The organism is Anaerocolumna sp. AGMB13020, from assembly GCF_033100115.1.
GTDB lineage: Bacteria > Bacillota > Clostridia > Lachnospirales > Lachnospiraceae > Anaerocolumna.
In genome coordinates, this window is record NZ_CP136910.1 from 5,414,393 (window position 1) to 5,427,307 (window position 12,915).

At 36.4% G+C, this 12,915-nt stretch carries 18 protein-coding genes; 15 read left to right on the top strand and 3 right to left on the bottom strand.

The features are described 5' to 3' along the window. Positions 1–6 precede the first annotated feature (6 nt). The 11 genes from R2R35_RS22760 to R2R35_RS22810 all read left to right on the top strand — a co-directional run bounded on the left by R2R35_RS22760 (position 7) and on the right by R2R35_RS22810 (position 8,380). Positions 7–732 carry a pseudouridine synthase gene (locus R2R35_RS22760; protein WP_317732139.1) on the top strand — a complete coding sequence of 242 codons (726 nt, stop codon included), beginning with the start codon at positions 7–9 and terminating at the stop codon, positions 730–732. A gap of 55 nt (positions 733–787) precedes the next feature. Continuing rightward, positions 788–1,438 carry an HAD family hydrolase gene (locus R2R35_RS22765; RefSeq protein ID WP_334309133.1) on the top strand — a complete coding sequence of 217 codons (651 nt, stop codon included), beginning with the start codon at positions 788–790 and terminating at the stop codon, positions 1,436–1,438. 116 nt (positions 1,439–1,554) lie between these two features. Then, positions 1,555–2,592, top strand: a complete 1,038-nt coding sequence (locus R2R35_RS22770) for an RluA family pseudouridine synthase (RefSeq protein ID WP_317732141.1) — start codon at positions 1,555–1,557, stop codon at positions 2,590–2,592. Between the two features lies 1 nt (position 2,593). After that, complete coding sequence (locus R2R35_RS22775; protein WP_317732142.1) at positions 2,594–3,133, top strand: Holliday junction resolvase RecU; 540 nt, start codon at positions 2,594–2,596, stop codon at positions 3,131–3,133. A gap of 836 nt (positions 3,134–3,969) precedes the next feature. After that, on the top strand, positions 3,970–4,269 hold the full coding sequence (locus tag R2R35_RS22780) for a WXG100 family type VII secretion target (RefSeq protein ID WP_317732143.1): 300 nt from the start codon (positions 3,970–3,972) through the stop codon (positions 4,267–4,269). 161 nt (positions 4,270–4,430) lie between these two features. Next, entirely contained in the window at positions 4,431–4,871 is a 441-nt protein-coding gene (locus tag R2R35_RS22785; RefSeq protein ID WP_317732144.1) for a hypothetical protein, read from the top strand. Between the two features lie 33 nt (positions 4,872–4,904). Next, positions 4,905–5,261 (top strand): hypothetical protein, encoded by a 357-nt coding sequence (locus tag R2R35_RS22790; RefSeq protein ID WP_317732145.1) that lies wholly within the window; start codon positions 4,905–4,907, stop codon positions 5,259–5,261. 1 nt (position 5,262) lies between these two features. Further along, entirely contained in the window at positions 5,263–5,910 is a 648-nt protein-coding gene (locus R2R35_RS22795; RefSeq protein WP_317732146.1) for a DUF5081 family protein, read from the top strand. Then, positions 5,900–6,223, top strand: a complete 324-nt coding sequence (locus R2R35_RS22800; protein WP_317732147.1) for a hypothetical protein — start codon at positions 5,900–5,902, stop codon at positions 6,221–6,223. The genes R2R35_RS22795 and R2R35_RS22800 overlap by 11 nt, the downstream gene beginning before the upstream one ends. Beyond that, complete coding sequence (locus tag R2R35_RS22805) at positions 6,217–7,758, top strand: hypothetical protein (RefSeq protein ID WP_317732148.1); 1,542 nt, start codon at positions 6,217–6,219, stop codon at positions 7,756–7,758. The genes R2R35_RS22800 and R2R35_RS22805 overlap by 7 nt, the downstream gene beginning before the upstream one ends. 10 nt (positions 7,759–7,768) lie before the next feature. After that, entirely contained in the window at positions 7,769–8,380 is a 612-nt protein-coding gene (locus R2R35_RS22810) for a hypothetical protein (RefSeq protein ID WP_317732149.1), read from the top strand. Between the two features lie 384 nt (positions 8,381–8,764). Here R2R35_RS22810 and R2R35_RS22815 read toward each other — a convergent pair whose 3' ends face one another. Next, positions 8,765–9,055 (bottom strand): hypothetical protein, encoded by a 291-nt coding sequence (locus tag R2R35_RS22815; RefSeq protein ID WP_317732150.1) that lies wholly within the window; start codon positions 9,053–9,055, stop codon positions 8,765–8,767. Between the two features lie 381 nt (positions 9,056–9,436). Between R2R35_RS22815 and R2R35_RS22820 the strand changes: the two genes are divergently transcribed. From R2R35_RS22820 to R2R35_RS22835, 4 genes are all read left to right on the top strand, one after another. Beyond that, positions 9,437–9,862, top strand: a complete 426-nt coding sequence (locus R2R35_RS22820) for a hypothetical protein (RefSeq protein ID WP_317732151.1) — start codon at positions 9,437–9,439, stop codon at positions 9,860–9,862. Next, entirely contained in the window at positions 9,780–10,448 is a 669-nt protein-coding gene (locus R2R35_RS22825) for a transposase (protein ID WP_317732152.1), read from the top strand. Before R2R35_RS22820 ends, R2R35_RS22825 begins: the two co-directional genes overlap by 83 nt. Before the next feature lie 314 nt (positions 10,449–10,762). Next, on the top strand, positions 10,763–11,080 hold the full coding sequence (locus tag R2R35_RS22830) for a TNT domain-containing protein (RefSeq protein ID WP_317732153.1): 318 nt from the start codon (positions 10,763–10,765) through the stop codon (positions 11,078–11,080). Further along, the gene (locus tag R2R35_RS22835; RefSeq protein WP_317732154.1) at positions 11,073–11,657 is read left to right on the top strand and encodes a hypothetical protein; all 585 of its coding nucleotides are present in this window, start codon (positions 11,073–11,075) and stop codon (positions 11,655–11,657) included. The genes R2R35_RS22830 and R2R35_RS22835 overlap by 8 nt, the downstream gene beginning before the upstream one ends. A gap of 276 nt (positions 11,658–11,933) precedes the next feature. On the opposite strand, the gene R2R35_RS24610 is transcribed toward R2R35_RS22835, so the two are convergent. Both R2R35_RS24610 and R2R35_RS22845 read right to left on the bottom strand, forming a co-directional pair. Beyond that, the gene (locus R2R35_RS24610; protein ID WP_317732155.1) at positions 11,934–12,362 is read right to left on the bottom strand and encodes a DDE-type integrase/transposase/recombinase; all 429 of its coding nucleotides are present in this window, start codon (positions 12,360–12,362) and stop codon (positions 11,934–11,936) included. Further along, positions 12,245–12,838: an IS3 family transposase gene (locus R2R35_RS22845; RefSeq protein WP_317732156.1), complete on the bottom strand. Its 594-nt coding sequence runs from the start codon at positions 12,836–12,838 to the stop codon at positions 12,245–12,247. Before R2R35_RS22845 ends, R2R35_RS24610 begins: the two co-directional genes overlap by 118 nt. Positions 12,839–12,915 lie beyond the last annotated feature (77 nt).

The following is a 12,915-nucleotide window of genomic DNA, read 5'->3' on the forward strand; positions in this document are numbered from 1 at the left end:
AAATAAATGGGAGAATACCTTCGATTGGATAAATACCTGGCTGATATGGGAATCGGAACCAGAAGTGAGGTAAAGGGCTATATCAGAAAAGGAAGAGTGAAAGTAAATAAAGAGGTGGCGAAAGCTCCTGACTTAAAAATAACAGGTGAGGATTATGTTACCTTTGATGAACAGGTAATTTCCTATGTAAATACAGAGTATTATATGTTAAATAAACCAGGCGGAGTAGTATCAGCCACCAGGGACAAATTTGCCTCTACGGTTGTAGACCTTATAGAAGAAGGAAAACGAAAGGATTTATTTCCCGTTGGAAGGCTTGATAAGGATACCGAAGGACTGTTATTAATTACCAATGACGGTGATCTGGCTCATCGGCTGCTATCACCGAAGAAACATGTAAGTAAGTGCTATTATGCAAGAGTGACAGGCAGAGTAGATGCGGAGGATATAAAAAGTTTTCAGGATGGTATGAGGTTAGACGAGGAACTTACAACTTTACCGGCAGAACTTAAACTTATAAAAGCGGAAGCCGGAGAATCAGAAGTACTGGTTACCATTTTTGAAGGTAAATTTCATCAGATTAAAAGGATGTTCGAAGCAGTAGGAAAGGAAGTTCTCTATCTGAAAAGGCTCAGTATGGGGGAGCTAACCCTGGATGAATCTTTGGAGCCGGGGGAATACCGGGAACTTACAAAAGCAGAAATTACGCTTTTATATAACCAGACAATGTAGGCGTTACGTAACAAATGAAAGTTGCAGAGGAAGGTAAATGATAATAAACAAAGATATATTTCAAAATATAAAAGCAGTTTTATTTGATCTGGACGGGACATTAGTAGATTCCATGTGGTTGTGGGAGGACATAGACAAAGAGTACTTAAGCCGGTTTGATATTACCTTACCGGATGATTTACAGGATATGATACAGGGTATGAGTTTCTCTGAAACTGCGGTTTATTTTAAGGAACGTTTCTTGATTCCTCATTCTCTGGAGGATATAAAAGCAGATTGGAATAAAATGGCCTGGAAGAAATACGCAGAAGAAGTTCCTCTGAAAGAAGGCGTACTATCGGTTCTGAAGGAATTGAGGAACAGAGGAATATCTATGGGGATAGCAACCAGCAACTCCAAAGAACTTGTGGAACTTGTAATCGGTAAGTTAGGGGTAGCAAAATATTTCAGCTCCATTCGAACTTCCTGTGAGGTGGCAAAGGGTAAACCTTCTCCGGATATCTACCAACTGGTGGCGAAAGATCTGGGAGCAGAACCAGCAGAATGTCTGGTATTTGAAGATATTATTGCTGGAATATTGGCGGGAAAAAGTGCCGGTATGAAAGTTTGCAGTGTTTATGATAAAAAGTCTGAGGGAGATACAAAAAAGAAACAAGAACTCTCTGATTATTATATTCATACCTTTTCGGAGCTGTTGAACATATAAGTTAAAGGAAAGTTTGTATACCCGTTAAGGTATTGTATATAGAGGCCTGAGGTTATATACTGATATAATACTTTAACTTAGATCTAATACTTTAGCTTATTTAGAAAGAGGAAAGAATGAAAACCATAGTAGCAGGAAAGAATGAAGCAGGGCAAAGACTGGACAAGCTGCTGCAAAAAACTCTGAACAAAGCACCAAAGAGTTTTATCTATAAGATGCTCCGAAAAAAGAACATTACCCTAAATGGAAAAAAAGCAGAAGGCTCTGAAATGGTACAGTTTTCTGATGAAATAAAGCTGTTTTTAGCCGATGAGACCATAGATAAATTTACAGAAAGTTATGCTGCTGTCTTTAACAATAGTGAGGAAACAACCGGGAAAAAGGATACCGGTGGAGGTAAAAGCATTCAACGTGTAAAGTTACAGATTGTTTACGAGGATTCCGATATTGTTTTAATAAACAAACCGGCTGGGATGCTTTCTCAGAAGGCTAAGGATACGGACGTTTCATTGGTGGAATACCTGATACAATACCTGTTAAAGAGCAACAGTCTTACATTGACGGAACTTAATACCTTTAAACCAGGTATCTGCAACCGGCTGGATAGAAATACCAGTGGACTGGTGGCAGCAGGCAAGACCCTTCCGGGGCTTCAGATGCTTTCAGAAGTTTTCAGGGAACGGACCCTTGACAAATATTATTTATGTCTTGTGAAGGGAGCGGTAAAGGAACAGAAAAGAATAACCGGTTATCTGACAAAGAATGAGAAAACCAATCAAGTTACCATTCTGCCAAAGGAGACGGAGGATTCTGATTATATCGAAACGGAATACACACCCGTAATCAATAACAATGAATATACTTTATTGAAGGTAAAGCTGATTACCGGTAAGACTCATCAGATTCGTGCTCATTTAAGCAGCATCGGTCATCCTATCATTGGTGATGCAAAGTATGGTAATAAGACCATGAATGACCGGTTCAGGAAGGAATTTAAGTTAAACCATCAGCTTCTGCATTCCTATGAAATGAAATTTTCAAAAGATATGACTGGAGAGTTTGCTTATCTGTCCGGACATAAAGTAAATGCAGAACTGCCTGAATATTTTGAAAATATCTTAAAGGTCTGTCTGGATTATAAAGGGAGGATATAATATGCCCTCATGGAATTCAAGAGGTCTTAGGGGGTCTGCACTGGAGGAACTCATAAATCTTACAAATACCAGATATCGCGAGAAAAATCTGGCATTGATACAAAAAATCCCGACCCCAATAACCCCAATAACCATTGATAAAGAAAACAGACATATAACCCTTGCGTACTTCGGTGAGAAAAGTACAGTGGATTATATTGGAACAGTACAGGGAATCCCTATATGCTTTGATGCGAAAGAGTGTGCAAGCGATACCTTTGCACTGCAGAACATTCATGAGCATCAGGTTGAGTTTATGAAGGATTTTGAGAAGCAGGGAGGGATTGCTTTTCTGCTTTTGTATTATTCAAAGAAAAACCATTATCATTATCTTCCTTTGAAGGATTTACTGTTTTTCTGGAACCGTGCAAAAGAGGGCGGACGAAAGAGCTTTCGTTTTGAAGAGCTGGAGGCGGAGAATGCCATAGATTGCATTAACAGTATTTACATACATTATTTGGTGAATGTATCCAAGGATGCAGAAGGAAGAGATAATTCATAGTAGAGTTAAGATGCCTGAATCTACATTACTAATTGTTACTGGTATAAGATAGAGATAATACTTAGTAGAATTAAGATGTGATGCCTTATCTCTTATAAGAATACATAGGAGTAGGTGAAGTTTAAGTCCCCGCAAATATTGTGTAAGAAAAGGTATCGGGTGAAATAACTATTGACCCCAAAACTGGAATAGAAACATTTGCTTAATACCTTTAGTAAGAAGATATGATGCTGAGATATTTATTTGCTTTGAAGGTGGTAAAAAAGTAGAACTCAAATTATATATGATTTTATCAGCCAGAGTAGGAACAAGATTACAGTAAGAGTGTTTTGGGATTGGTTAAGGATGCGATGGAAGAAATGGTAAAGAAGGATAATAAATTCGGAATCTAAATGTGAGATTATTATTAAATAAATAATTTGCATATATATGGACCTGTGTCTAAGTTATTGACACAAGTCCATATTTTTTTGGTATAGCGATTTTTAATAAACCAACTGTTATAGGTGGGTCCACAGCTGCTTTAGTTTCAAGTAAAATATCTCGAGTGATTTAAAAAGTTCGGTTTCAGTAAATTAAGTTTTTAAAGAATGTCTGTATATTATTAAAAAACACCCTAAAAAGATACTACAAACAAAAATAAATGTCATATTGTTTCTGTAAGTAAAAAACATAAATTAAATAACATAAATTAAATAAAAGCTTAAACAAAGTTATGGTATCTAAAACACAGAGCAAAAATATCGTGACTTAAATGAATGTGAATGAGATATTAATTCTCCTATAAATAAAGGAGCATTAACATAAAATCATACGAATTGAAAGGGGATAAAAAAATGGCAGGAACCATTAGAATTACACCGGAAGAACTAAGAGATGCAGCGAGTTTTATCAAGCAGAAACAGGAGGCAATGACAGCAGATGCCAATGCCTTGAATGCAAAAATCAATGAAATTGCAACGAATTGGGAAGGTGCTGCTCAATCTGCATTTATCAGCGGCTTTACGAACGACTTATGGCCGGTTCTGGACAAGACAATGCCTCAGATTCTTACTGGAATTCAAACGCAGTTAACGCAAACTGCAACTACCCTGGAGGAGACAGATAAGGCAATCGCTGACAGGCTAAAATTATAAGAATGAAGTCGTAAAGAGGCTGCAGCAGGAAGGGGATGGTAACAGAGAATCCTTTCCTACTGCAGCTTTTTTCAGAATTCACAATAAGACTGTATATGCTTGGAATAAGCAAAATAAAATAGAGCGGATAAAAACAGAGATAGGAATGAAGGAGGAATAAGATGTATTTCTGGGATTCGGTTGGTGATTTTTTTCATACCTCGGACAATGAACGAAAAAGAGATGAATACAGTAAATTAGTCAAATATTTAAATAAGAAGATTCCCAAAGCGGAAGAGCTATATAGCAATTTGAAAACAGGCACTGACATGGAGTTTAAGATAATGAAAGGGACCAAAGATAAGAACTTAGTTGGAGAGTTGGTTAAGATGTATGATCTTAAATTTGAAGTCTACCAGACGGATACTACAAATTTATTGGATTATTATAAAAATATGATAGCTGCTTTTCGCAATAAATTAGCCTCTGCTCAAAGCCTGTATGAATATTATGCCGAACAGAGCAGGCTTGAGGATGAGAGGAGAAGACAGCGTATCCGGGAAGAACAGGAAAGAGAAGAAAGAGAAAGAGCAGCAGCGCAAAGTGCGAAAGCAAAGAAATAAAGGAGCTTTATCGTAAGTCAGGAGGCAGTAACGATGGAAAAATTAGTATTAGACAGGGATAGATTTGTAGAGCTTAAGAACAATACATCCCAAATGAACGACAAATTAGAGAAGGCATTTCAATTAGGCAAGGAATTTCTTGCTATGCTGCAGACAACAGATCAGTGGGAAGGTAAGAGCAAAGAGGAATTTCAAAGCTACCTGCATCTGGTGCTGCAATATCATGGACAATTGATCGGTGAGAAAATGCCTGCCATAGGAAAAGTAAAAACGGCGAAAGTCAATGGAAACACCTGTGAGACAGCCCTGGAAACCTTGCAGGAACACAATCGAAATATGGATCAGTTTACCGGTAACTGCAAATCATACCAGGAATTGGAGAGGATATAGGATGCTGTTCAAGGAAGAGGAACTTATCTGTTTTAACAGTGTATTAGATGGAAAGCGAATATTTGGCACAAATTTCAGTGCACCTAAAGAAATATCAAAGGAATACATAGAGAAGACCCTGTCACAGCTGGCAGAGAACAAGTTTTTAGATGAGAATAAGAAACCGACCGAAAGCTTTTGCCTTGCAGTAAAGGTATTGGAAGAATACAAGGAATCACAGCGGTATCTGATAATGAATCAGATGAATATCGCTTTTGCAAAAGATAAAAAAAACATTATATGTCTCGGTAAGACCGATAAGGGTTATGAAATGACGGTCTTAAAAAAGGAATTGTTCTTATATGAATATATGAGGAATATCCCTTTTCTGGCAGAAGAGGATTCCAAGGAGAGAATAGCAGCAAAGACGGAATTTGAAGAATGGTACCAGGATTTAGAGAGTCCGGAATTAAGGAATATCACTTTCCTGCAGGAATTTGAGCAGAATAAATCCGGTGGTACCTATATCCTATACCAGAAAGAGAACCAGGGCTATCTCTATGAGCCTGCTTCCAAGCAGATGAAGCGGGGTGGCTCACTGCAATTCAGACAGCTGCTGCTGAAGTTATTTCAGATAAACAGTAAGGAGGGAGTATATAATGGCTGCTAACATTAAGATTTCCTTTGAGATGATGCAGGAGTTTGACAAGCTTCTGTTGATGATCTCTGAATTGGAGGAGGCTATGCTGCAAATAGTAAATTCCGCAAATCTGCTTGACGAAGAGGTTACAGTAGAGTTTGCATATGAAGGAAAAGCAAAAGATGAAATGCAGAATTTTTATAAAGGCTGTTTCAATCACACCCAAACGCTTATTAATCTTTATGGTAAAGCGTATCAGTTTGCAGTAAATGCTATCATAGACATGATAGAACAGGATATGATACTGGCAAGAGCATTGCAGCGGGGGGATGCGAAATGGTAAGACAGCTGGGAAGAGAAATAATTGACAAATACACCTGGCTGGAGAGAGCGAATATTACCATGGGTTATTCCACGAACCTCCTCTTTGATTTCGCTGATCTGGATGAGCTTTGCAAGGATATCGAAGGCGAACTGGACGCCCAATCCCTGGGGGCAGGCTTCACTTCCCAAGGACAGCGGATCGATGAATTCGTAGAACATAGAAGTGCGTTGTTAAGCTATACCAGCGATATCTTATATGATATAGATGAATATCTGGAAAATCCACTTTATAAAGGGTTTAATAATGCCATGGATATGATGGCAGCCATTGATATGAGAGATGCAAAGACGGATAATACCATTGGGTTACAGGAACATACAAGTATGTATGTGGGTGCTGGAATGTATGATGAGGTTGGGGGAGATATGACCTCCCTTAACCTGGAGGATTTTATAGGTAATAAGAATAAAAGTCTCACTAATTATCAGAAAGTAGATGACTTTGCGGATTTATTTGCAAAAGACTATGAAAATCTGGTAAATAATGATAAAATAGACCCAAATGAGGAGACTTTGCAGGAGTATCTGGACAGCCTGGTATTAAAAGAATTTGCTCATAAAAAGGACTCCCCTTTCTGGAAGGAACTATTAGAATCGTTAAGCGAAATGACGGTCGTAATTCCCATGATTGAGGCAGCAACGGGTAAAACCCTTATAACAGGAGATTATCTGACGGGTGATGAACAAGCTTTTAAGGTAGTATCAGGGGTAGTAAGCCTGGCGACCTTAGGATATGGCGCTGCAATCGCGAAAGGCGGTGGGGCTTTAGCCAAAATGTTTGCCGCAGATATCCTGGCGGAAGTGGTGTCAGGGTCAACTGTAATCGTTTGTGATAAGGCAGGTGTGCCTTCTACGGTGACGGTTGCTTTGGCGATTCTGTTAGGGTCCACAACGGGAATGATTGCGGATAAAGCATTGCTTAAAAATACACCGTTGCTTAAGAACGGAATTGAGATTGATGATACTGTAAAATACAAAAAGTATTGGGATGATGTTGCTAATGGGAAGTATGATATACCTTACGGTATGACCTCTGAGGAATATGCTCAGTATTTGAAAGGTTTGGATAAGGTTGATAAAGCTATTAAAGGGTCAGAAGATGTAATTAAGGGTGGCTCTGGGTCAGGAAAATTAACTATTATTGATGGTGGTACATATTCACAGAGTGAGATTAATGCAGCACAGTATGTAGCTGATTTAGGTAATGATGTTACATTAAGACCTCCAGTTGGAACAAGAGCAGGTGGTGAAACTTCAGACTTAATTGTTAATGGTGTCAATTATGATGTTTATACACCAGAAACTAGTAATCCATCGGCTATTATCAGAGCAATGACAAAGAAAAACACTCAGACAACAGGAATTGTATTAGATTTATCTAAAACAACAGTAACAGCAGAAGATTTGGGAAATTGCCTTTCAAGAATAAAGGGAGCAATAGAGAAAAATGGGGGAACGTGTAACATTCAAGATATAATAATTATGCCAAAGTGAGGTAAAAATAATGAGTAAAAGTTTTGAAATCTTTCCTACAAATCAATATATACCAACTTATAATGAAGTAATAAATTTATCAAAAAGAATGTTTCAGGAATATATGATGACTCTAAATATAAAAAAGGATTTAGATGTAGTTCTTGAAACATTTAGAATACACGATAATTCTATTATTAATAAAATATATGATAAGGAAAAAATTAATATATCCAAAGAAGAGTATGCAGCATTTTGCGTAAATGAAGAAGGATTCGTTAATCTTTTTTATCATACTTTTAGTGAACTAGATGAACAATTTTGGAATGATGAGATTCAGTATAATGAAAGAGCTAAGAATTATATTAAGGATATTGAATTGTATAAAAAATTAGGGTATTCGTGGCTAATAAAAAAGAATGCAGGTCAACCACCTGTAGTAAATTTATATTTTGGTTATATAGGAATTGCTATTGCTAACTTAACAGAAGGTGTAATTTACTCAGATGATGGAGGATGGGAGTATCAATGTTTTCCAGTAAAGGCAAAAGAATTTAAAGAAAAATATTTAAATATTAGCACTTTGCAAGATAATGAATTGATAGAATATATAAAAAATAATGTTGAGAAATTAAGGAAATAATCTAAAATTAGTCAAAAGAACAGTTAGTAGATGCAAAAATCCACTGACTGTTTTTTCGGCTCTAAATTAAATGTAACCAAATCTGAAAAGAGTTAATTAATTTAATTATGGTTATACTTTAGGACTTTCAACTACCTAAATCCCAGTCTCTTAATTCAATATCATGGCTCTCAAGAAGTGATGTAATCCATGATATGAATTAAGAGACTTTAGCAAAAAAATTGCCATGGGTATACAATCGGATTTCAAAGTGTAAAAGTGAAATTGTTTTAAGAAATCTTTATAATGGATAAAGATAAACTGATTTGCAAAATATCTTACAAAAGAAATTTTGCGGTGTTTCCAGATTTTTTAAATATTGGAAATACCGCCGATTCTTGTGAGTTATTTCAAATCTGCCAGTTGCATCAGCAAGGAAAAGCAGCATTGCATCCCCATACGAAATAGTACTGCCGAGTAGATGGAATTAGTAGTTGTTACTGCATCTACCCATCTTTCTATGATCTTGCACTGTTCTTTTGATAAATTAAGAGTTTCATATTTCTGGTAGAGTTCCGATTCTTCTGCCAAGGCATTCTGATACTCGGGGTCTGCATTTAACTGACTGCGGACATTGTTATCAGACCGTTCTTCCAGATAGGAATATAGCATGTCAAAAATTTTGGTATCTATCATATGGAAGGCCTCCTTTCTGACCACACATGATACTACAAAAGATAAGGGATATCCATTCACAGATAGTACCAAATTTAAGCGGGAAAAACAGGAAATTTAAACAAATCGGTATTCTTATGATATTTATTATGGTTATACTTTAGGATGTCATCAAAATAAAATCTAATAAACCCAACTGCACATATAACCTTTGCCGAAGGCATTCGTGATAAGTGACCGATTACTATGAATCGAGTCAGAATTCTGTAAAGGAATTGATTAGTTAAGGCAAAATTTTGCCTTGGATATACGAAAGAACAAAACTTGATATTAAGTTCCAAAAGTCTAATATAAACGTACTTTTTGTAGCAAAAAAATTTGTTGCGAAAGGTGCGTTTTATTATGCGAATTAAAAAAGTGGATTCAAAATCAATTATTCTCCATGAGGAGACCGAAGTAAAATTCAAAACAGCGGGAAATACGAGAGAAGTTCAGTTTTCTGCAGGAGTTAACAGAAGGTGTCCGATACAGAACATTTCTAAGGACAAATACCTTGATAGAGAAACTGGAGAAATCAAAGAGAGAAAGAAATCGGAGAACCGTTATCAGTCTCCTAAAAGTGTCAGAAAGAGTATCAATAAACTGATGGATTTGATTCGATGTAATGCAACAGACACAAGCTATTGTAAATGGCTTACGCTGACCTATGCTGATGCAATGACAGACCATGAAAAAGTCTATGAAGATGGAAAAATGTTTCTCAGGAGAGGACTTAAGAGAAGAATTAGTTCCTGTGAGCCACAACCGCTGTTCCACCAAGACCTGTGAAAAGATAATAGATACCATCAGAAATGACAAAGTGAAAGAAAATGAACATCAAGAATCCAGAGATGTGGTAACAAAAGGGATTGTTAGTGATTTGCAGCATTATGAAAAGCAGTTACAGGAAGTGGATGCAGAGTTAGAAAAGCTGTATCATTTCCTTGGTTGTACCTTAACCACAATTCCTGGTGTAAATATCACGACAGCAGTGAAAATGCTCGCAGAGATTGGCGATATCAACCGCTTTTCCAATGCATCGAAACTGGCACAGTTTGCAGGTATCGCACCGTTGAAACTGTCGTCGGCAGGAAAAGGTACGGATAAGGCATCCAAACAGGGTAACCGAAGATTACAGGCTACCATGTACTTTTTAGCGGTACAGATGATACAGGTATCGTCTAAGGGAACAGCTAGAAATCCAGCATTTCGAGCATATTATGATGGAAGAATAGCAGAAGGGAAGAATGGTCAGAAGGTCTTGATATGCATATCGAGACGACTGATAAATATCATCTATGGAATGTTAAAAAGTGGTACAGAATATCGAATGCCTGAGGTAAAAGAAAGCAATACTGATTCCGATAAAATGTAAGTAGGAAAAATATAGAATATGTGATAAAATTTTAAGCAGATGTGATACTGCTTGGAAAAGGCGAGTTTTTCAAAGGAGTAGACAATCGGCTTAGATATTTATAAGGATAAAGATTCAAAGTCAAGGGTGGCAGTAAAACTATTAGTGAAATTGATAGGGTTAAAATTAACAATTGGGATTTTACTCCTAGCGATGAACAATATCTCAAATACAAAAAGGTATATGATAATCCACTATATTATGACCAATCAACAGGAGCAATTCATTGGCCTATAAATGATGGATTTAAAGCCGGAACAAAACTTGATGACCAAATGATATCAGAAGGAAAAATTTTCAAAAGATATGGCTCGAATAGTGGAGAATTTCTTGGAAATGCAACTGATTCTTTTGAATCTAGAGCACTTGCACCACATAGTGAAGGAGCTGAAGTGCATTATTATCAGTTGACAGAAGACTATAAAATGACAATGGGAGAGGCTGCTGAATGGTTTGGAAGTGATGGTGGCGCTGAACAATTTGTTAAGTATAAAGCCGATGGAACTAAATATACAATAAAAGAATTAGAAGACATGGGGATATTAGATGACGTTACAGATTTGGTAAATAAAGGAGAGATTAATATTGAATGATATAAATGAATTATTAATAGATAATGGTATAAGTATTCATCATAAAAATAATCAAGATTATTTTTGTAGCATATATAATATTATTCCGCAAGATGATTATGTATTATTAGAATTGGAAAATGAAAGCTATTCGTTATATGAGATTCATAGAGGCCAAAAGATATACAAGATTAAAGATAATGATAAAGAAAAGGCGATTATATTGGGCATAGTACTATATAAAAAAATGAATGACAGTGTGACGGACCGTGAGAAAGTAAGAATAATTAAAAATTTAGTAAGTAAAGGTGATGAAAAATTGGCAATTACTTATTTCGGCGAATTTGATGATAATATTTATTCAATAGGAACTGAAGAAAGAATGAAAATTTCTCTAATAAAAGGACTAAATGGTACAAGTGTTGTTTATGATAAAAAGTATATAGTCGAAGATGTAACATTATGTAGAGCATATGTAGTACTTTACAATTATTGCAAAAATCTTAAGGAGATTTTATCATTTTATCATACTAATAAAGATTTTATTAATGGTAAAAATATAGATGTACAAGAAATGATAAAACTTTATATTTTTTGATTAGTAACATACTAAACAAATATGTTTCTAACAAACACATGTATTACTTTCGGTTGGACAAAAAGTTTTTAAGAGATTCACACAGAAGTAAAGCCTTATGGCGAGGCATTAATGTTAGTTGCGAAGAATATATAGAACTGTATGGGAGTTACAAAGAATAATATAGTTTATAAACAGAGGTTTGATAATATATTAGAAATTGCGGTAGTGGATTTCATATGTTTCATTGGTCCTATGTCAAGATTTAGTACAAATTAAAATGAGAAGTTCTGCATGTTAAGCAGCAGGCAGAGACTTAGCCCTCTCATACAGTTTTTCATATTCGTCTGGAGACAAATAATCACAATGGCTGTGTATTCTGACGGTGTTATAAAAGGCTTCAATATATTCAAAAACAAGCTTATATGCATGGTTGTAGTTATGAATACTAAACCGGTTCAACCATTCTCGTTTGATGAGAGAATGGAAAGATTCAATACAGGCATTGTCGTAAGGATAGCCAGTATGAGAATAACTTCGTTGCATATTTACAGTGGCTTCTCGCCAGGCATTAGAAACATACTGGCTACCACGGTCTGAGTGTATAATCAAAGGAAAATCGGTGTCTCGACAAGCTTTTGCTTTATTGATTGTTTCGATAACGGAACACACTTCCATAGTATCAGAAAGAGTCCAGGCAATAATCTTTCTGGAAAATAAGTCCATAACGCAGTGAGATAGACAAATCCGTCCTGTGTCCAAATATAATTGATATCGGTACACCAGACAGCATTAGGGCGTTCTGGATTAAACTGTTCATCAAGAATGTTGTGAAGTTCATCACTGAAATCAGAGTCTCTGGTTGTAGTGGTCCAAGGTTTAATCCACTGAGCTTTGATACCCATTTCACGCATGTATTTACCTACTGTGCGCTGGGCAATGGTTTCCCCAGATTTGCGAAGTTCCTTGGTGACTTTAGGAGCGCCGTAATTCTGTTTTGAACTATCATAAATCTTCTGGATTTCCTTTTTGACAGCCTCTTTACGTTGCTTGGTGGAAGAGACTTTTCGGTTCAGAAAAGCATGATATCCAGAGCGAGACACGCCTAAAAATTTCAGCATTCCGGAAGTAGAGACTCGGCGTTTTGTAACTTTAGATGCCTCTACCTTGGCAGAAACTTCGGTATAGATAGCTTCTGTCAATCTTTCCCCAGAATGTCGATGACTTTTTTTAACACATCAAGTGCATCCTGAGCGTCACGGAGCTCACGTTTGAGACG

Excerpts from the sequence above, each read along its gene's own strand:
- R2R35_RS22760 (WP_317732139.1), top strand. The coding sequence starts at position 7 with ATGGGAGAATACCTTCGATTGGATAAATACCTGGCTGATATGGGAATC.
- R2R35_RS22770 (WP_317732141.1), top strand. The coding sequence starts at position 1,555 with ATGAAAACCATAGTAGCAGGAAAGAATGAAGCAGGGCAAAGACTGGAC.
- R2R35_RS22775 (WP_317732142.1), top strand. The coding sequence starts at position 2,594 with ATGCCCTCATGGAATTCAAGAGGTCTTAGGGGGTCTGCACTGGAGGAA.
- R2R35_RS22780 (WP_317732143.1), top strand. The coding sequence starts at position 3,970 with ATGGCAGGAACCATTAGAATTACACCGGAAGAACTAAGAGATGCAGCG.
- R2R35_RS22785 (WP_317732144.1), top strand. The coding sequence starts at position 4,431 with ATGTATTTCTGGGATTCGGTTGGTGATTTTTTTCATACCTCGGACAAT.
- R2R35_RS22790 (WP_317732145.1), top strand. The coding sequence starts at position 4,905 with ATGGAAAAATTAGTATTAGACAGGGATAGATTTGTAGAGCTTAAGAAC.
- R2R35_RS22795 (WP_317732146.1), top strand. The coding sequence starts at position 5,263 with ATGCTGTTCAAGGAAGAGGAACTTATCTGTTTTAACAGTGTATTAGAT.
- R2R35_RS22800 (WP_317732147.1), top strand. The coding sequence starts at position 5,900 with ATGGCTGCTAACATTAAGATTTCCTTTGAGATGATGCAGGAGTTTGAC.
- R2R35_RS22805 (WP_317732148.1), top strand. The coding sequence starts at position 6,217 with ATGGTAAGACAGCTGGGAAGAGAAATAATTGACAAATACACCTGGCTG.
- R2R35_RS22810 (WP_317732149.1), top strand. The coding sequence starts at position 7,769 with ATGAGTAAAAGTTTTGAAATCTTTCCTACAAATCAATATATACCAACT.
- R2R35_RS22815 (WP_317732150.1), bottom strand. The coding sequence starts at position 9,055 with ATGATAGATACCAAAATTTTTGACATGCTATATTCCTATCTGGAAGAA.
- R2R35_RS22820 (WP_317732151.1), top strand. The coding sequence starts at position 9,437 with ATGCGAATTAAAAAAGTGGATTCAAAATCAATTATTCTCCATGAGGAG.
- R2R35_RS22825 (WP_317732152.1), top strand. The coding sequence starts at position 9,780 with ATGGAAAAATGTTTCTCAGGAGAGGACTTAAGAGAAGAATTAGTTCCT.
- R2R35_RS22830 (WP_317732153.1), top strand. The coding sequence starts at position 10,763 with ATGATATCAGAAGGAAAAATTTTCAAAAGATATGGCTCGAATAGTGGA.
- R2R35_RS24610 (WP_317732155.1), bottom strand. The coding sequence starts at position 12,362 with ATGGACTTATTTTCCAGAAAGATTATTGCCTGGACTCTTTCTGATACT.